Consider the following 17,748-nt stretch of genomic DNA (forward strand, 5'->3'; position numbering starts at 1 on the left):
CTCGCCGCGCAAATGCTATACTACGACAACAATTCACCAGCTTTTTGGGGAGAATCGCGATGTCCGCAAACGAACTGAGCGCCGGGCTTACGGAAAAAGTCAACGAGTATAGAATGATGAGCGCGCCGCTCGAACAGGCCATGCGCGAATTGGAGTACGCCCAGTCGCTGCTCAAAGCGCGGGCCGAGGACGATATCGCAAAGACGGTTCCCGCGCTGGGCGCCCTGGCGGACATTCTGGGGATTTCAGCGCTGGATCTGCTGACGTCGCCCGATCGCATGGCGTTTCTTCAGGAAGCAATGACGCGCCAGGAGATCAGCGCCGAGGAAGTCGGCCATTTGATGCGCGCGCAGGTGGAATCCGCACAGTCGCGCGATGAGCTCAAGGCGCTGGGACTGGGCGAACAGATTTCACAATGACACAGCAACAAAAAGGGGAAGGAGCCGCATGCTCCTTCCCCTTTTTGTTTGAATAAACACCGAAATGAACGGTCCAGCAATTAATGTGCGGACGCCATCTCGCCCTGCCGTGGGCGGGAAATCTGATCCCAGGTATTGTTGACGCGCTGATAACACGCGACGCGACCATCAAGGCTGGCCGGCAGTACGTCCTCATGCTCAAGAACGATGCTCTTGCCATTACCGCCGACTTGCCTGTAACGCCCTGGGTTAACCCGCTGGCCTGCAAGATACAGGTCATCGTTCTGCTCGTGAAATTCAGGACCTTGCCACATTGTTACATCTCCTTAAGTGGTCGCTCGTGTTAACATGAAATAGAGTGGGTGAGCCCTTCCTTGGACTGCGTCCAATGGTATTCTTCCACGATTTGCAGGCATTCTAACTAGTTTTTTTGCGCCCATTTCAAGAGAGGAGTTTATTCTCATCAGGAACGGCGTAAGAGCCAATCGTTAATGGCGGCGATTATGCTATAATTTCCGCATCACGCCCATGCCTTCCACCACAACAAACGTCATCATCGTCAACCCCACGGCCGGCCGTGGGGAAGCGGGGAAACAAGTTCCCGCAATCCGCCGCCTACTGGAAGCGGATTCGGCCGACTGGATCTGGCTTTACACCAAGGCTCGCGGCGACGCCGAGCGGATGGCGCGCGAAGCCGCCGCGAACGGCGCATCTATCGTGGTGGCGGTCGGCGGCGACGGTACTTTGCACGAAGTGGCGAACGGATTGCTCGGATCTCAGTCGACTCTTGCCCTAATCCCCATCGGCACCGGCAACGATCTGGCCAGGGCTCTGAAACTGCACGGGAACTTGGAAGTCGCCTGCCGCGCTGTTACGCATGGAAACATTCTGCATATTGATGTCGGAGTCATCGAAGGAGCGGGATTTACAGGGCCACGCCACTTTTTGGTGATTGCAGGCACGGGGTTTGACGCACGCACCGCACAGACCGTCAATGAAGGCGTGCGATGGATCAGCGGCGCGCCCGCCTATGTCGTCGGCGCAATCAAAACATTGATGGGATTCACGCCGTTTGAACTCACGCTAACGACGGATGGCGAGAAGCGACAAACACGCGCCATGTTCGTCTCCGTGGCGAACGCCGAAACTACCGGCGGCGGCATGAAGATCGCTCCGGGCGCAAAAGTCGACGACGGTCAATTCGATCTCTGTCTGGTGGGAGCCGTGCCGAAGCTAACGCTGCTGAACCAATTGACCAAAGTTTTTGACGGGAAGCATGTACTCCATCCCGCCGTCACGATGCTGCGCGCCTCGGAAATCACGCTGGACGCCGATCCGCCGCAGCCGCTGCTGATCGATGGCGAAGTGCTGGGAACCACGCCCGCGCGCATCACGCTGATGCGCGGCGCCCTGCCGATCAAAGTTCCGGCCGAGACGCCGCCCGTTGGATAGCGCCCCGGAAAGTCTGATGGACGCAGTGATCCCCGCTGGCGGAACGATCGATGCGGCTTACGAAGCCGCCATCGGATCTCCTCACCGGGCGCTGGCGCCGATTGGGACGAGCAAAACACCGGTGGTGCAGGTTGTCGTGGACGCCCTGCGCGCGAGCGGAGCCGTTCGCCAGATCATCGCCGTCGCCGATCCGGCTCTGCAAAGAACCATTCAGGGCGTCGATCGCTGGGTCGACGCCACAGATTCGGGACCGAAAAACATTATTGCGGGTCTCTCGCTAGTCCAAACGCCGAGGGCGCTCGTCTGCACATCGGATTTGCCTTTGATCCAATCCGCGAGCATTGCGGCGTTCGCCGCGCGTATTCCCGAAGACGCGGATATCGCGCTCGGATTGGTGGATGCAAACGAGTTTAATGCGGCCTATCCCGACGCGCCGCCGTCCACATTTGTCTCACTGCGGGGTATGGCGCCGATCACTGTCGCCGGCCTGTTCGCAGTGCGGCCGAATATACTGATCGACAACAGCGACCTCCTTCAAACGGCCTTTGAGTCGCGCAAGAGCCAGTGGCGCTCCGCGCAGCTGCTCGGCCCACAGTTGACCTGGCAGTTTTTGGCTCGAAGGCTAAGTCTCACAGCAGTCGTCCAGCGCGCCGAGACGATTTTGAAGTGCCACGCCGCCGTTTTGGAGAAGTGCGCGCCTGATCTCGCATTCGATATTGACGCCGTTGAAGACTATCAATACGCTACCACCAGAAAGTGACACGAAGAACGGCGCTATGACACACGCAGCCGCCAAACCATCCCGTCCTATGCTTGTACGGGTCGCGACCGGCATCGTCGGCGCCCTGCTGTACAGCATCATGATCTTCCTGGGCGACGGCCTGCCGTTCGCCGCAGGCGTCGCCGTCTTCGCCGTCCTCGGCGTGGATGAGTTCTACCGAGCGGTTCGTAAGCAAGGGGCCGATCCCAACAAATTTCTCGGCTTCCTCGCCTGCATCGTCTTTCAATACGCCGCCTGGACACACGGCGGCGCGGCCTTCGCCTCCTATCTGCCTGCCGTTCTGATGCTGATGGTGATGGCGAACCTGACTACGGAGATGGTAAAACGACAGCCCAGCCCCATCAGCAGCGTCGGCGCCACGCTGCTCGGCGCGGTCTATGTCGGGTGGCTATTTTCTTACTTGACGCTGCTGCGCGGAACGAACGCCAATATTCTCACGCCTCCGATCCACGGAACCACGCCCGCCGAGTGGCTGGTGGTTTTCGTGACGGCGACGACCTGGCTCTCGGACGCCGGCGCCCTCTTCGCGGGCAAAGCGCTGGGCCGCAACAAATTGGCGCCCGAAATCAGCCCCGCCAAAACGGTGGAGGGCAGTATCGGCGGTTTAGTCGCCTCGGGCCTCGGCGGCGTGGCGCTCAGTTTGTGGCTGCATCTGCCGATGGGACACGCCGTCATCCTCGGCGTTCTCTGCGGATTCGCCGGCCAGATCGGCGACCTCTGCGAATCGCTGCTCAAGCGCGAATTGAAGATGAAGGACTTCGGGCACTGGATTCCCGGTCACGGAGGCGTTCTGGACCGCATCGACAGCCTGCTCTTTTCCGCGCCCCTGGCGTACTATTACATCCAGTTTTTCCTGATCAACAAACATTAGAGAATCCCATGGCTTTCAAAACGCGCTTTTCTTTGGGCGTCGCCCTCGCAATGGCTCTGGGCGCATGCCTGTACGCCGACACCGCCATGGCGCAGACGGCGGCGCCTCCGCTGCGCTGCCTGATCGTCGGCGGCGGTCCGGACAAAGATTACAATCAAGTCGCGATCGAAAGCAACGTCCGGTACGTCCAGCGCCTGCTGCCGGCCGGCACGAAACGCCGTATTCTCTTTACAAACGGAAGCCTCACGGCGGCGAACGTCCAGTACGAAGACACGCGTGGACGAGAGCGGTTTCGCCCCACCCTCCTCAAGAACATCGATGGTCCCGCGCGATACGCGACCTTTCAGAAAACCTTTGAAGGACTGGCGGCCGATCCCAAAGGTCCCTTGCTGCTTTACTTCACCGGCCATGGCAGCCCCGATGACGACGGCAGTTTCGCCAACAACGCCTACGATATGTGGGGAAACGATCTGCTCACCGTGGACACGCTGTCGGACGCGCTCGACGCCGCTCCCACCTCCACGCCCACCGTGCTTGTGATGGCGCAGTGCTTCTCCGGCGCGTTCGCCGACACCGTGTTCCGCGCCGCCAGCGCCAAGGGCCCGGCCCTGCGCCCCAACTTTTGCGGCTTCTTCGCCAGCATCTCCGTGCGTCCCGCCGCAGGCTGCACCCCCGAAGTCAACGAAGCCAATTACCACGACTTTACCTCCTACTTCTTCGGCGCGCTCAGCGGTCGAGACCGCCTTGGCAAGCCCGTGACTGGCGCCGACTACGATCACGATGGGCGCGTCGGCATGAACGAAGCCTTCGCCTACTCCCTGATCCACGATATCTCGATCGACACGCCCGTCGCCACCTCCGATGTTTTCGTGCGTCGTTACGTCAAAACCCCAGAACCGACCATTTTCCGCACCCCCTACTCCGACCTCCTGAAATGGTCCACACCCGCCCAGGCGGCCGCACTGGAAGGACTTTCCAAGCAGCTCGAACTGCGCGGCGAACTGCGCCTCATGACCGCTTATCGAACCTCCAAGCAGCGCGGCGAAGAAACGCCCGACGAGGACGCCCTCGAAGAAGAAGACGTGCTCACCGCCCGCTGGATCCGCATCGTCCGCCTCGCCAAAACCGTCGTCCTCGCGCACACGCTCACAACCGGCCCCAACGAATCCCTCAAAACCCAATACGCCTCGCTCATTCAGTCCGAAGCCGTAAACCCGATCGCGCCCAAAACCCCATAATTTCTGAAGTTATGGGATAAAATACTATCGACTTTGGAAAGTGCGATGGTCTGGGAGAATAGAGGCATGGCCAAGCAACCTATGCAAGCGTCAAAACTTGACACTTTGACTGCAATTGACCTCTTCGACGCAATCGGCGGTTCGGCGAAATGCCGCGAGCTTTCCGCCGCATTCTATGCTCGTGTGGACAACGATCCGACGTTAAGTCCAATGTTTCCGGGAAAGACCCACAAGTGCGCCATTGAGGAGATAGCGGCGTTCCTGGTTCAGTTTCTGGATGGCCCATCCGAGGACGCGCAGCGCCGGTGGTGGCTGAGCCTGCGGGAATCGCATCTCCGGTTTCAGATCGGACAAAATGAGCGGAACGCGTGGTTAGAACTGATGACTGAGACGCTTCACGATGTAGAGATCAGCCAACCCATGCGAAGCGCCTTGGCGGAACTCTTCGAAGAAGCATCGGCATATGTTGTCAATACCGGCCCGTCTGCGTCCGCGACAATACATCGATTGGAAACCTCGGATGTACACACGCAGATCCGATGTCGATGGCAACAGCAGCGCGAGTTAGACGAAATGGTGTCGGCTGTCCGCGAGGGCGAATTGAACCGGGTGACTGCTCTGATCGAAAGTCCGCTGCTGCAGTCACGATTCCAGCAGAACCGCTCGGTGTTTGCCCAATTCGTTGGTGTTTTGATCGGCAGCGGCCATAACGTCATGGCGGAGTACGCACAGCGAATTTTGCGCGATAATCCCGATCTGGCGCACGAACGCTACAGCGGCCTCACCCTGCTGCACGCAGCGTCCGCCGCCGGGAATCTGGCGCTGGTGGCGGAACTCCTGAAGCTGGGAGTCGACGCCAACATCCAAGACGAAGGCGGTCACACCCCGCTTTACCGTGCGGGAAACGAATGCGCCGGCAGCGCCGACATTGTCAGAGCATTAATTCACGGCGGCGCAAATGTGGACGCCTGTGATGGGACTAAGCGCTGCACGGCGCTGCACATGGCGGCCCGGCGCGGTAACGTCGAGGCTGCCGAGGCCTTGGTAGAGTGTGGCGCTAACATCGAAGCGCGTGATAGTTATGGCGATACGCCCCTTCGGCGCGCCGTCAATTGCGGAAAGACTACCGTTGCAGCCCTCTTACTGGCAAAAGGAGCCGATCCGCTTTCCATGGGAAGCAAGGGCCTCACTCCTTTCTCGGCCGCGCGCACAGACCAAATGCGATGTCTCTTTCAAACCCGGACCGGCTCATAATGCAACACGAAGACCTCCCATGGCGGCCTCATCAGGAACCACTTCGCGTCACACTGACGCGAACAGTTGCGATCGCGCTGATCGTCGGCGCGCTGCTGGCCCTGCGCATGGGCAGCTTGGCCTACTGGCCAAAAGCGACTCTTTTGATGCTCTGGCCGTCGTTCGGCGGCCACTGGGTGGAACTCTGGTTTCTCAACTATTTGCGCCCACGCCTTCGCGTCGCGCGTGTCGTGCAGGCCAGCGTCCGTGTTGTGGTGTGGTTCATCGCGGGCGTCGTTCTGTTTCTGGCCGTGAAGCTGACCGCATCAGCGCTGCCAGGGTTTCAGCTGCGGCGTTGGCCTGCCTGGTGGCGCGGCGGGCTGTTCTTCATCGGCATCGAGCTTGTGGCGCATCTCGCGCTGCATCTGCGCGGGCGCCCCAGTTTTTACAATTCGCGCGGGTAGAGCGCAAGCGTCCGTGGCGCATCACCCCAAAATCGAAGCCTCACACTTTTTTGACCATCTATTGAGTGAGACACGGTATTGTATTCTCGCGCGGGCAATATGTCCGCGCGAGTTTTTTCGTTTGCCTAATAAATCATGTGAGGCGTCTTATGAAAGCGTTGGTCAAGAGTAAAGCGGAGCGGGGGTTGTGGCTGGAGGATGTGCCGATGCCGAAGGTCGGCATCAACGACGTGCTGATCAAAGTCGATCGCACGGGCATCTGCGGCACGGACCTGCATATCTATCATTGGGACGCCTGGGCGCGCAAGACGATCCCCGTTCCTCTGGTGACCGGCCATGAGTTCGTCGGCGAGATCGTCGAAGTCGGCTCCAATGTCAACGACTTTTTCCCGGGCGAAATTGTCAGCGGCGAAGGGCACGTCGTCTGCGGACGCTGCCGTAACTGTCTGGCGGGCCGGCGGCATCTCTGCAAGGATACGCAGGGCATCGGCGTCAATCGCCAGGGCGCCTTCGCGGAGTATATTTCCCTGCCGATGACAAATGTCTGGCACCACCGTGAAGGCGTGGATCTGGATCAGGCGTCGATCTTCGATCCCTTCGGCAACGCCGTCCACACGGCGCTTTCGTTCCCCATTCTCGGCGAAGACGTACTGATTACCGGCGCGGGTCCCATCGGCGTGATGGCCGCCGCCGTCTGCAAACATGCCGGCGCGCGTTTCGTCGTGGTCACCGATGTCAACGAGTACCGGCTCGATCTCGCCCGCAAGATGGGCGCGACGCTGGCGGTGAATGTTCGGGAGCAAAATCTGGCGGATGTCCAAAAGCAGCTCGGCATGACCGAAGGCTTCGATGTCGGCCTGGAGATGTCGGGTAACCCGGCGGCGATGCAGGACATGATTGGGAATATGTGCCACGGCGGCAAGATCGCCATGCTCGGCATTCCCTCAGGATCGATCGATGTCGATTGGAACAAGGTCGTCTTCAACATGCTGACGATCAAGGGCATCTATGGACGCGAAATGTACGAGACCTGGTACATGATGACTGTGATGCTCCAAAACGGCCTGGACATCTCCCCTGTGATTACCCATCGATTTCACTATACGGAGTTCGAAAAGGGATTTGAAGCGATGGATTCGGGCCAATCGGGCAAGGTCATTCTGAACTGGCGCGATGCCTGACCGGAAAGGAAGAGCAATGTACGGAGCGGTGAAAGACCGGATTACGCGCGAGCTGGACGCGATCCGTGAGGCGGGCCTCTACAAAAACGAGCGGGTGCTGAGCACGCCGCAGGACGCCCACGTGCAGGTCGGCGCGGAAGCGCCCGTGCTGAACATGTGCGCGAACAACTATCTCGGTCTGGCCGAGCATCCCGAGGTTCTGGCCGCCGCGCGCGGTTCGCTGGACCGCTGGGGCTACGGCTTGGCGTCCGTGCGATTTATCTGCGGTACGCAGCAGATTCACAAGCAGCTCGAAGCCGAGATCAGCAAGTTCCTCGGCATGGAAGACACGATCCTTTACTCGTCGTGCTTCGACGCCAACGGCGGCCTCTTTGAGACCCTGCTGGGCGCTGAGGACGCCGTGATCTCGGATGAGCTGAACCACGCCTCCATCATCGACGGCGTTCGGCTCTGCAAAGCGCAGCGGTTCCGGTATCGCAACAACAACATGGAGGACCTGGAAGCCAAGCTGAAGGAAGCGGCCGGAGCGCGCACGCGCCTGATCGCCACCGACGGCGTCTTTTCCATGGACGGCATCATCGCCGACCTTCCCGCGATCTGCGAGCTGGCTGAGAAGTACGACGCGCTCGTGATGGTGGACGACTCGCACGCTGTCGGCTTCATGGGCAAAACCGGCCGGGGCACCCCCGAGCACCACCACGTGATGGATAAGATCGACATCATCACCGGCACTCTTGGCAAAGCCCTCGGCGGCGCCAGCGGCGGTTACACGAGCGGCCGGCGAGAGATCGTCGAGCTGCTGCGCCAGCGTTCGCGCCCGTATCTTTTCTCCAACACGCTGGCGCCGACCATCACCGTAGCGTCCCTCGCGGTTCTGGAAATGCTGACGAACTCCACCGAGCGCCGCGATAAACTCGAAGAAAACACGAAATTCTTCCGCAAGGGCATCACGGATCTCGGTTACACAGTCGTTCCCGGCGAGCACCCGATCGTCCCGATCATGCTCGGCGACGCCGCCCTCGCCGGCCGCGTCTCCGAAGCGATGCTCAAGAAGGGCGTCTACGTCGTCGGATTCTCCTACCCCGTCGTCCCGCAGGGCAAGGCGCGCATCCGCACCCAAGTGTCGGCCGCTCACTCACGCGAAGATTTGGAATTCGCGATCGCAAAGTTCGGGGAAGTCAAAGCCGAGCTGGGCATTTAGCCAGTCCTTAGCCGGCGAATGAATTCGCGCCTAGAAAGGCACGATGTGCCCCTCCGGGCACTCCAGAAAAGAAGCGTAATCGCCAGGTTTCTGGGGTCCACGGAGGTGGACATCGTGCTCTTCTAGCCGCGATTTCAATCGCCAGGCGCATCGCCCACGCATACTTCGGATTGAGGAAATTATCGTTATGACGTTCAAAAATACCACTGCCGCCGTCGCGCTGACGCTCAGCGCGGCCGCGTCAGCCTTCACCGCTTCGCCGCTTCTCGCCGCCGACGCACCGTCCTCGCCACTCTTTTCGGCAAAAACGATTCAGGTACACGAAGTATACTCGCAAGTTGCGGGACCAAGCAGTCTCGTTCCCGTTTACACGTTTGACGTCAAGGTCATCCGTCCCGGCAAAGTCAAGGTCCTGATGTCGGTGAACCAGGATAAAACGGGCAAGCCTAACCAGTATATTGACGACGGCAAGGTCGAGCGTGAGTACAATTCCTCCAAAAACACCTTTACGATCGTCGATCCCAAGACGGCCGGCAGCTCACATTCGCAGCTTCGCGGCATGTCCATGCTCGACAAGTACTTGACCGCGAAGGGGCAGCCGGAAGCGGGCTCGACACGCGCCATCACCACCGAAACCGTCAACGGTCAAGCCTTTACGGTCATTTCGGACAAGCAGCCTCCGCGCCAAAGCGGCCCCGGCAAATTTTACGTGGTGACCAGCCAGCTTTGGATCAGCAAGGCGACGAAGCTTCCCATCAGAAACAGCTTCATGATGGAGACAGATGGCAAAACCCGCGAAACGGGCCGCATGACCTTCTCAAACTGGGTACTGAACAAACCCATTCCAGCGGCCCAGGTCGCCTGGAACCCGCCGGCGGGCGTCACGCTCGGCTCCGAACCGAAGCTTCTCGCCGCCGGCGCCGTCGCTCCCGACTTCGCGGTTCAGACAGCGGACGGCAAAACCGTTCACCTCTCCGACTTCAAAGGCAAGATCGTCGTGCTGGATCTGTGGGCAACGTGGTGCGGCCCCTGCCAGGCAAGTATGCCCCATCTGGACAGCGTCTACAAAGCCACCAAAGATCAAGACGTACAAGTCCTCGCGGTTTGCGTGTGGGATAAAAAAGAGGCCTACGACAAGTGGCTGACCGAAAAGGCGCCCACCTTCAGCTTCCCAACCTACTTCGAAAACGCCAGCAACGATGCAAGTTTCGCGACAACCAAATACGGCGTGACCGGCATCCCGACACAATACGTCATCGACAAAGACGGCAAAATCGCCGCCAGCAACGTCGGCTACGGCGACGGCGATCACCGGCTCGAAGAGCAGCTGAAGAAGCTCGGCCTCAACCTTCCGGCGACGACTGCGAGTGCGGAAACGAAGTAGTTCTTTGGTCACCCGATCCTTGTCTCGGTAATACAAAGAAAACTTGGCGGCCGAAGACTGAAGTCAGTCCTCGGCCGCTTTGCTTTCAAGGGCCGAAGACGATATAATGATAGTGAGAAAATCATGTTCAACACACTTTCAGAGATCCGGGTGAGGAAATTTCAGAGATGACGCCCAAACAAACTGCTGTCGCCGCCGCTCTCGCTCTCTGTGTGGCGGGAGCTGCGTTCACGGTGTTCAAGCTTCGCGGCGAGCATTCGGTCTCCCCGTTTGCCATGGCAAAGACTATTCAAGTACACGAAGTCTATACGAAAGGTTCGCAGCGAGGCGGCAGATCAACGCCTAGCCTTGAGTTCGACGTCAAGATCGCTCGCCCGAACAACATCAAGATTCTGGTCACGCAGGGTCAGGATAAAACAGGAATCTTAAAACCGCATCAGTATGTCAGCGACGGTATGGTTGAGCGCGAATATAACGGCGATAATAATACTTTTACCGTGGCCAATCTGCCCGCCGACGGCAAATCGCGCTCTCGGATGCGCGGTATGTCGATGGTGGACATGTACCTCAGCGAGAACAGTGCGCCGGAGGAAGGCGCGACCCGTACGATCTCTACCGAGATGATTGACGATCAGGCCTACAAGGTCATATCGGATCAGCGGCCGAGTAAAACGTCGCGAGGTGAACCCTATACCTTCACCGAGCAAATGTGGATCAATCAGCGGACACAGCTTCCTTATAAAGATGTTTTTATGACGACGCGGAATGGCAGAATCCAGGAAGTCGGACGCATTACCTTCTCGAATTGGGTCTTCAACAAACCGATTGCGCCCGATCAGCTGGCCTGGAACCCGCCTACAAACGCCAAAGCATACACAAAGCCCCAGCTTCTGAGTGCTGGCTCTGCCGCCCCTGACTTCACGGTTTTCACCTCCGCCGGCAAAACAACCCATTTGTCTGATTTCAAAGGCAAGATCGTCATCCTCGATTTGTGGGCAACCTGGTGCGTCCCCTGCCAGGCGTCCATGCCGCATCTGAACAAAGTTTACGCTGCAACAAAAAATCAAGGCGTGCAAGTTCTCGCAGTCTGCGTATGGGATAAGAAAGACGCGTACGCGAAATGGAATGCCGAGAAGGCGTCCAGCTTTCAATTTCCCACTTACTTCGACCCCGCTCCGAATAACGACTCAAGCTTCGCCTCTATCGACTACGGAGTGACAGGCATCCCGACACAGTATGTGATCGATAAAGACGGAAAAATCGCCGCCGCCATCGCCGGCTACGACGACAGCCACCAGCTTGAAGACGCCCTTACCAAGCTAGGCGTTACTCTTCCGAAGTTAACCGCCAGCACGGACATCAAGTAAGCCGATATCCATCGTGAGACAAAACGGGCGGAGACTGATGATAGTCTCCGCCCATTTCGTTTTTTAGATTTCTCGCTTAATTTTCTCCACAAAATCATCCTGATTTATGCATAATGTATACACGCATATGGACCAAATTATAGTGCAAAAACAAATTTGAAGGCGATAGCATTTTGTTATTCAGGTGGCGCTAGCGTCGGCCAGCCTGGAATAACGTTGTTGGGGTCCGGTACATACGGCCCCCCAATTCGAAGGCGCAACTCCGATTCCAATTCCTCTATCAAACGGTCCCGCGCCTCATCATCCGCCACGGAGTATTCTGTCATCAAGCGCAGCGTGTCGTGAATTCTTTCCATCGCTTCGATCGAAGATTTTCCCACCTTAGTCCACAAATTCTCGTCGTCTGTACAGACCGTGATCAGCCAAATCTGCTTGAGCATGGACATATAATCTTTCGCCACGGATGAGATTAATTCATTCGTGACTGATATATCCGCCTCGGTGTAGGTATCGGGGTGGGATTTTTGAACCAGCACCGTATATTTTGCTTCACATCTTGTCGCTAGACAGTAACGAGAATCGCTTGCAGTGGCTTCACAGATCTCGATTGCGGCGTCAAAGCAATACTTCCATGCGCTAACTGTGAAGACATCGAAATGCCCCACGCACTCGCCCCGCGTGTAGAGCTCTAAATATTTCAGTGCGATTTTGGTGGAGGAAGTCGTGACATCATTAGCCATGGCTTCCCGCACCAAAAAGTCATCGTGAGATTTACCGTTGGAAATATCTTTTAGCATACGTATTTACAAATCCAATGCATTATTTGCCGGACGCGTCTAAATCAGCGCCAGAACCGGCAGCACGCCCGGCGTTTCCACACTTTCACGCAGGTCTTCCACAACTTTGGCGAGATACGCCGCCAGTTCATCGAGCGACTCCGACGCCCATTCGCCGAAATCGACAATAACACTCATCAGTTCTTCATCAGGACCACGCTGTGAGACGGAGTGTTCGACCTTCCAGCCTGAACTGTCACAGGAGACTTCGAACCGCCATTCGGCGTCGGAACCATCGAGAAAGGCTGCGGCGACGGATGAACTGAAGGTGATGATCGGCGCCGGGGCGGCGCTGTCCCGCATTTTGCGGTCGAAACTGCGTGGGGGCGTATCATAGACGCGTGCTTCCTTGACGCTGGAACGTTTGAGCAGCCAGCCTAACAAGCCGCGCATCTCGGCGCGTGCGTGCGAATATACTTGGAGAAATTTGAGAGCGGCTGTTGTTTCTGAGTCCATTACTTACTTTCCGGAAAACCTGCGAGAGGAGACTGAAGAACTTCGCTCCAATGGACATTTTACCTAATCCAGGCCGCCAAGTATGACACAGATGGGCCGCGGGGAATATCCAGCGCAAGTCAAGCCAAAGGCGTCTGCGGATTTCGCAGACGCCTTTGGCTTGTTTACAACGCGAATTTATCTTACCGATGGTCTGCGAGGTCGCCCCAGGTGGTTTCGAGGTAGTCGATCTGCCGCGCGTGGCCGGCCATATGATCGGCGGGGACAGTCATCCAGAAGCTGTAGGGCAGTTCCGCAAACGCCGTCACAACCATCGTATCCAGCGTCTCAGGCATCGCCTTATTCAGAGCCGCGACTACGGCGGCGGTGCTGTCTTCGAGGTAGTTCACAACGGCTTCACGGGTATCGATCCCAGGAGGAACGACGCGCATTTGTTCGATGGCCTGCGCCGAGTCCATCGAGAGGGGCCAGGGATCACCCTCTAACAGAGTGGCGAAGGCAAAGTTGGCGGCGGCGCAGTGCACGGCGATCTGCAAGGGCGTGCGGGCGGTGGGCGCTGGCGACCAGTTCAGCTTTTCATCAGGAACACAGGAGAACGTGCTGAGCAGCAGGTGCTGGGAACTCGACAGGGCGCTCTTCGTACGGTCGATCGATTCCATTGCGGGCGATGTGATTGTTTCCATGGTGTCTCATTTCCTCTTGGGGTTATTGTGCGTGAATGATCAGTCTTCCAAAAACGCCTTCAATCGGGACAGCGCGTTATCCCATTGCTTGGAAACCAGGTCAAGATACTCTTTGACCTCTTCCATCGGCTCCGGGTTGAACTCGAACAGGCTCTCTCGGCCGGCGCGCATGCTTCGCACGAGCCCCACTTCTTCCAAAACACGAAGGTGCTTGGTCACGGCCTGCCGCGTGATGTGGGAGCCTTCCGTCAGCCGCGAGATAGAATACGGCTGACCACCGCAGAGCTTCGCGACCAGTGAAAGCCGCGTTTCGTCGCCCAAGGCGGCGAAGATGGCGGCGCGTTGAGATTGATCGGCGCCGCCGCTAGGGTGTGTTTGTAACATAGTTCTCGATGTTCTCTAACTGCGATTCCCAGCCTCCCTCGTCCATACGGAATGCTTCCAGACGTCGGTCGCTGGGAATATTCTCGAAACCGGACTCGACCACGCGCAGCAGCGTGCCGATTTTGGTTTCCTCTAAAGTAAATTCGACGAGCGTGGGTGTCTCCGTCGAGTAATCGATGGCGGGATCGATGGCTGCGGGATGCCAATTGAAAGAGAAATAGCGCTCGGGCTGTATTTCCTTGATGACGGAATTCCACTGGACGTGCTCATATCCTGGATAAGTCATATGCCCGGTCGACGTCTGACCTGAGACAAATGGGCCGTCGATTTTCACACGAAACCACTCGCCGAACTCACGATGATCCGTCAGCGCGCGCCAGACACGCGAAACGGGAGCCTTCAACTCAATCTGCTTCTCAATACGGTCGTTTGACATTGGGTTCTCTTCGCCTTTCGCTAATACGCAACTTAGTAATTGCATATTAGCACATCAAGACAGAAAACGCAACACTTTGGTTGCTTTTTTTTGCGAAATAAAAGCGCCTGCGGATATCCGCAGGCGCTTTTCAACGACTTATGCTCGGCTATTGCCCTTTACCAGCGCCATGAACTCCTGGCGGGTGGCTCGGTCGTCGCGGAACAGTCCCATGACATGGGAGGTAACCATGGTGGAGGCTTGCTTTTGGACGCCACGCATGAGCATGCACATGTGCGCGCCTTCGATCACAACGGCGACGCCTCGGGGGCTGAGCGCGGTTTCGATGGCTTCGGCGATCTCGGTGGTCAGGCGCTCCTGAACTTGCAGGCGACGCGAGAACATATCGACGAGACGCGGGATTTTGCTCAGGCCCACAATCTTACCATCGGGGATGTACGCGACATGGACCTTTCCGTAGAACGGCAGCATGTGGTGTTCGCACATCGAGTAGAACTCGATGTCCTTGACAACCACCATGTCGTCGTAATCTTCATGGAAGATCGCGCCGTTCAGAAGCGTCTCGACGTCTTGCTTGTAGCCGCTCGTCAAAAACTTCAGCGCTTCGGCGACGCGGTGCGGCGTGCGCAAGAGGCCTTCGCGATCCGGGTCTTCGCCGACGAAGCTCAGGATGTCACGGTACTTGTCTTCCAGTTCTTCCTGGCTGACGTTTTTTTTGGGAGCGTCGCTGGTGCGCTGATCTCGGGCTGGTCGGATTTCCACTTCCTCGATGTTCTCCTCATCGTGCACAGACAAAAATGACATGACTTCTCTTCTTCTAAGGCTCTTCGCCGTAATATTCAAATACGTTGCGCGGCGTTTCGCGGACGAGCACACGGTACAGCTTGGCCGGACCGAGCGGCGCGTTCGCGAGGCGGTTCGCCAATTTCTCCCAAATCACTTTAGTGACATTTTCCGAGGTCGGATTGAGGCCGGAGAACTCGGGAACGTCGTAATTGAGATGCTTGTGGTCGAATGGCCGCAGCACCTCTTCTTCGACAATCTGATCGAGCAGCGCCATCGGCGCGATCTCGCCGGTGCGGGCGTCGGGCGCGCCGGAGAGCGTGATCTCGATCTCGTAATTATGGCCGTGCCCGTTTTCCCAGTTGCACTTACCGAAGATCTCAGCGTTCTCTTCATTGGAGAGGCTCTGGGAATGCAGGCGATGCGAGGCCGAAAAATCATACATTCGCGTCACGGTCAGCAATGGCTCGTCCCTTTCCATACTTGCAGACGATAGCGTCGCCCAATGCACGTCCGATTCCCAAAGTGTCAGGCGCACAAGACGCCCTTGCGGCGGCATTTTGCCGATGCACCGCTCCCAGAGAAAGCGCGCCAGGTTTTCGGGAGTGGCGGGCGTGGACTGGAGGGCGGAAACGTCGCGGTCGAGGATCTTGCCGTCCAGCAGCGCCACAATCTCCGACTTCATTACGGCGTCAATATCGCGAATATTGACGACCATTCCGGAATCGGGATCGATCTCGCCGGCCACAGCGAGCTCGCACGAATAATCGTGACCTCCGGCCCGGCCGGTCAGACTCCCCGTATCTCCCGCCGAAAATCGCGCGCGGCGGCAGAGGCGAATGGTCATGCGGATCGCTTTCTGTCTCAGAAACCAGCCTGCGCCATGATTGGCGCAGGCTCAATTATATTCCATAGAACAAGGATTGTGATGTGGTCGGTTCCCGAGGATGAGAACCGCGCTTGAAGATTTTTCGATCTCTAGTGCTCGACGCCGTCACTGCCCTTGATCTTGTCGGGCAAGTACACAAGATCCACAGAGCCGCGATAGGAACGATCTCCGACCACTGTACGCTCAGACGACGGCAGCGAGAAACTGGCGGACTTTAACAGGTTAACTTTGACTCGCACGCCACTCAATGCATCCACAGGATGCGTTTCCGTCGTGGCCAATCTCATGGGATCAGGAGCCGACGGCGTTTCCGGCTGCGGCGCTTCTGGGACAACGCTAATCGGCGGCTCGGTTGTCTCATGCGTCGGAACGTCATGCTTGGCGACCTGCGTATTGCCCGGATGCTTGATCGCAGGCGCGGCGGGATGCGTGGGCCCGTGCGGGACGCTCGCGACATGAATATCGGGAATCGGCCGCAGCGGCGTCTTCACATGTGCGTCATCCGAGGAATGAATTTCCTGGAGCGGTTTCAGCCGCTTCAGAACATCATCCTTGGCTCGATTTTCGGCTTCATCCGAATTATCGATCGAAGGGCGCGAATTGGCGGCAACGGAACGGCTCTGAGAGTCTTCCGTGGACAGCCGCTTCGCAACTTGCGTATTCGAAGGGCGAGGCGTAGGCGTCACAGGAGTGATGATATTCGGCGTAACGGGAACCGGCGTTGTGACGGTCGGTTTGGTCGAAGGCGGCTGAGACGCAACCTGCACTTTCCCGGGTCCTGAGGTCGGGCGATGCAATGTAATTTGGGCCACAACCACCGCGCCGATCAAAATCGCGAATGCGGCGGCGAAGGCGGGGCGATAGAAAAGCGGCGCGCGGACAGGGCGAGCGCTCTTCCCTGTTTCCAGGTCGGCGATCGCGCTGCGGATGCGGCGGCTCATGTCGGGGGGCGGCAGAACGGGTTCGCGGTGCGCGAGCACGGCGTTCGTCGCCTGCATCCATGACAGAGCGCGGCGGCAATCCTCGCACTCAGACAGGTGCGCCTCCACGCGGTCGGATTCCGCAGGGGCGGTCATTTTGTCGGAGTACAGCGAGAGCAGCGGCTGGATGCTGCTGCATCCGTCGCTGGGATCGACAGGCTTCCGATGGGTCACTCGAGAAAACCAGGCGGAAAAATTCATCTCGTCGCAAGGCCTTTCGCTGGCGCGGTAGTACTTAATTGGCTAGACAGCGCAGTTTCGAAAATGTTTCATGATTTCTCGGCAGGATTTCACCGACCGTTCCGCCAATTGGAAAAGCATCATGGCAGACAAAAACGACGACACATTCCTCGGTGGAGGAATCAAATTTAATAGCGCGGGGGCGGGCGCCCCTCCGAGTGAACCCGTCACGGAAATTACCCCTCAGGGAATGCAGCCCCATCAGATCCGCGCCGCGATTATCATCAGCGTGGTGGTAGTGATGGTCATCGCGCTCTTCACAATCAGCATCGGACTTACCGAGAGAGATGCAGGCGGAAAACATAAGACGCTTGCCCCCAAACCAAAACCGGAGCAAGGCGACAAGGCGTTCTAATAAGTTTCCACTCGAAGCCGTACCTTCTATTTTCGGATGATCACTCAGAATAATTGAGGCCCTTGGCGAAATGGCATTCAATTTGCATGAAGTCCATTGCGCCATCCCATGGCCG

General features: G+C 57.9%; 21 protein-coding genes. 12 read left to right on the forward strand and 9 right to left on the reverse strand.

Features of this window, described 5'->3' with window-relative positions; translation table 11 throughout:
• Positions 1-59: 59 nt before the first annotated feature.
• Entirely contained in the window at positions 60-419 is a 360-nt protein-coding gene (locus ABIZ35_RS13915) for a hypothetical protein (protein ID WP_348220514.1), read from the forward strand.
• Positions 420-499: 80 nt separating this feature from the next.
• Here ABIZ35_RS13915 and ABIZ35_RS13920 read toward each other — a convergent pair whose 3' ends face one another.
• Positions 500-733 (reverse strand): hypothetical protein, encoded by a 234-nt coding sequence (locus ABIZ35_RS13920; protein ID WP_348220515.1) that lies wholly within the window; start codon positions 731-733, stop codon positions 500-502.
• Between the two features lie 214 nt (positions 734-947).
• On the opposite strand from ABIZ35_RS13920, the gene ABIZ35_RS13925 reads away from it, so the two are divergent.
• The 10 genes from ABIZ35_RS13925 to ABIZ35_RS13970 all read left to right on the forward strand — a co-directional run bounded on the left by ABIZ35_RS13925 (position 948) and on the right by ABIZ35_RS13970 (position 11,591).
• Positions 948-1,871 (forward strand): diacylglycerol kinase family protein, encoded by a 924-nt coding sequence (locus ABIZ35_RS13925; protein ID WP_348220516.1) that lies wholly within the window; start codon positions 948-950, stop codon positions 1,869-1,871.
• Positions 1,872-1,887: 16 nt separating this feature from the next.
• Complete coding sequence (locus tag ABIZ35_RS13930; protein WP_348220517.1) at positions 1,888-2,631, forward strand: NTP transferase domain-containing protein; 744 nt, start codon at positions 1,888-1,890, stop codon at positions 2,629-2,631.
• A gap of 16 nt (positions 2,632-2,647) precedes the next feature.
• Complete coding sequence (locus tag ABIZ35_RS13935) at positions 2,648-3,523, forward strand: phosphatidate cytidylyltransferase (protein ID WP_348220518.1); 876 nt, start codon at positions 2,648-2,650, stop codon at positions 3,521-3,523.
• A gap of 8 nt (positions 3,524-3,531) precedes the next feature.
• Positions 3,532-4,761 carry a hypothetical protein gene (locus tag ABIZ35_RS13940; protein WP_348220519.1) on the forward strand — a complete coding sequence of 410 codons (1,230 nt, stop codon included), beginning with the start codon at positions 3,532-3,534 and terminating at the stop codon, positions 4,759-4,761.
• Between the two features lie 66 nt (positions 4,762-4,827).
• Positions 4,828-6,015, forward strand: coding sequence for an ankyrin repeat domain-containing protein (locus ABIZ35_RS13945; RefSeq protein WP_348220520.1), 1,188 nt, complete (start codon positions 4,828-4,830; stop codon positions 6,013-6,015).
• Entirely contained in the window at positions 6,015-6,458 is a 444-nt protein-coding gene (locus ABIZ35_RS13950; protein WP_348220521.1) for a hypothetical protein, read from the forward strand. The genes ABIZ35_RS13945 and ABIZ35_RS13950 overlap by 1 nt, the downstream gene beginning before the upstream one ends.
• 149 nt (positions 6,459-6,607) lie before the next feature.
• Positions 6,608-7,639: an L-threonine 3-dehydrogenase gene (gene tdh / locus ABIZ35_RS13955; protein ID WP_348220522.1), complete on the forward strand. Its 1,032-nt coding sequence runs from the start codon at positions 6,608-6,610 to the stop codon at positions 7,637-7,639.
• Positions 7,640-7,655: 16 nt separating this feature from the next.
• On the forward strand, positions 7,656-8,840 hold the full coding sequence (locus ABIZ35_RS13960; RefSeq protein ID WP_348220523.1) for a glycine C-acetyltransferase: 1,185 nt from the start codon (positions 7,656-7,658) through the stop codon (positions 8,838-8,840).
• Positions 8,841-9,027: 187 nt separating this feature from the next.
• Positions 9,028-10,224 (forward strand): TlpA disulfide reductase family protein, encoded by a 1,197-nt coding sequence (locus tag ABIZ35_RS13965; protein WP_348220524.1) that lies wholly within the window; start codon positions 9,028-9,030, stop codon positions 10,222-10,224.
• Between the two features lie 167 nt (positions 10,225-10,391).
• Positions 10,392-11,591 (forward strand): redoxin domain-containing protein, encoded by a 1,200-nt coding sequence (locus ABIZ35_RS13970; RefSeq protein ID WP_348220525.1) that lies wholly within the window; start codon positions 10,392-10,394, stop codon positions 11,589-11,591.
• A 176-nt stretch (positions 11,592-11,767) separates the two neighbouring features.
• Here ABIZ35_RS13970 and ABIZ35_RS13975 read toward each other — a convergent pair whose 3' ends face one another.
• From ABIZ35_RS13975 to ABIZ35_RS14010, 8 genes are all read right to left on the reverse strand, one after another.
• Positions 11,768-12,388 (reverse strand): hypothetical protein, encoded by a 621-nt coding sequence (locus tag ABIZ35_RS13975; RefSeq protein ID WP_348220526.1) that lies wholly within the window; start codon positions 12,386-12,388, stop codon positions 11,768-11,770.
• 39 nt (positions 12,389-12,427) lie between these two features.
• The gene (locus tag ABIZ35_RS13980; RefSeq protein ID WP_348220527.1) at positions 12,428-12,883 is read right to left on the reverse strand and encodes a hypothetical protein; all 456 of its coding nucleotides are present in this window, start codon (positions 12,881-12,883) and stop codon (positions 12,428-12,430) included.
• Between the two features lie 182 nt (positions 12,884-13,065).
• A complete protein-coding gene (locus ABIZ35_RS13985) occupies positions 13,066-13,566 on the reverse strand; it encodes a DinB family protein (RefSeq protein WP_348220528.1) in 501 nt (166 codons plus the stop codon).
• A gap of 39 nt (positions 13,567-13,605) precedes the next feature.
• Entirely contained in the window at positions 13,606-13,950 is a 345-nt protein-coding gene (locus ABIZ35_RS13990) for a metalloregulator ArsR/SmtB family transcription factor (RefSeq protein WP_348220529.1), read from the reverse strand.
• Positions 13,931-14,386 (reverse strand): SRPBCC family protein, encoded by a 456-nt coding sequence (locus ABIZ35_RS13995; protein WP_348220530.1) that lies wholly within the window; start codon positions 14,384-14,386, stop codon positions 13,931-13,933. Before ABIZ35_RS13995 ends, ABIZ35_RS13990 begins: the two co-directional genes overlap by 20 nt.
• A 138-nt stretch (positions 14,387-14,524) precedes the next feature.
• Entirely contained in the window at positions 14,525-15,190 is a 666-nt protein-coding gene (folE, locus tag ABIZ35_RS14000; RefSeq protein ID WP_348220531.1) for a GTP cyclohydrolase I FolE, read from the reverse strand.
• A gap of 13 nt (positions 15,191-15,203) precedes the next feature.
• Entirely contained in the window at positions 15,204-16,016 is an 813-nt protein-coding gene (locus tag ABIZ35_RS14005) for a 6-carboxytetrahydropterin synthase (protein WP_348220532.1), read from the reverse strand.
• 131 nt (positions 16,017-16,147) lie between these two features.
• Positions 16,148-17,212, reverse strand: coding sequence for a zf-HC2 domain-containing protein (locus ABIZ35_RS14010; protein ID WP_348220533.1), 1,065 nt, complete (start codon positions 17,210-17,212; stop codon positions 16,148-16,150).
• Positions 17,213-17,360: 148 nt separating this feature from the next.
• Between ABIZ35_RS14010 and ABIZ35_RS14015 the strand changes: the two genes are divergently transcribed.
• Positions 17,361-17,633 (forward strand): hypothetical protein, encoded by a 273-nt coding sequence (locus ABIZ35_RS14015; protein ID WP_348220534.1) that lies wholly within the window; start codon positions 17,361-17,363, stop codon positions 17,631-17,633.
• Positions 17,634-17,748 lie beyond the last annotated feature (115 nt).

Source organism: Capsulimonas sp., from assembly GCF_039929585.1.
In the GTDB taxonomy this organism is placed as follows: domain Bacteria; phylum Armatimonadota; class Armatimonadia; order Armatimonadales; family Capsulimonadaceae; genus Capsulimonas.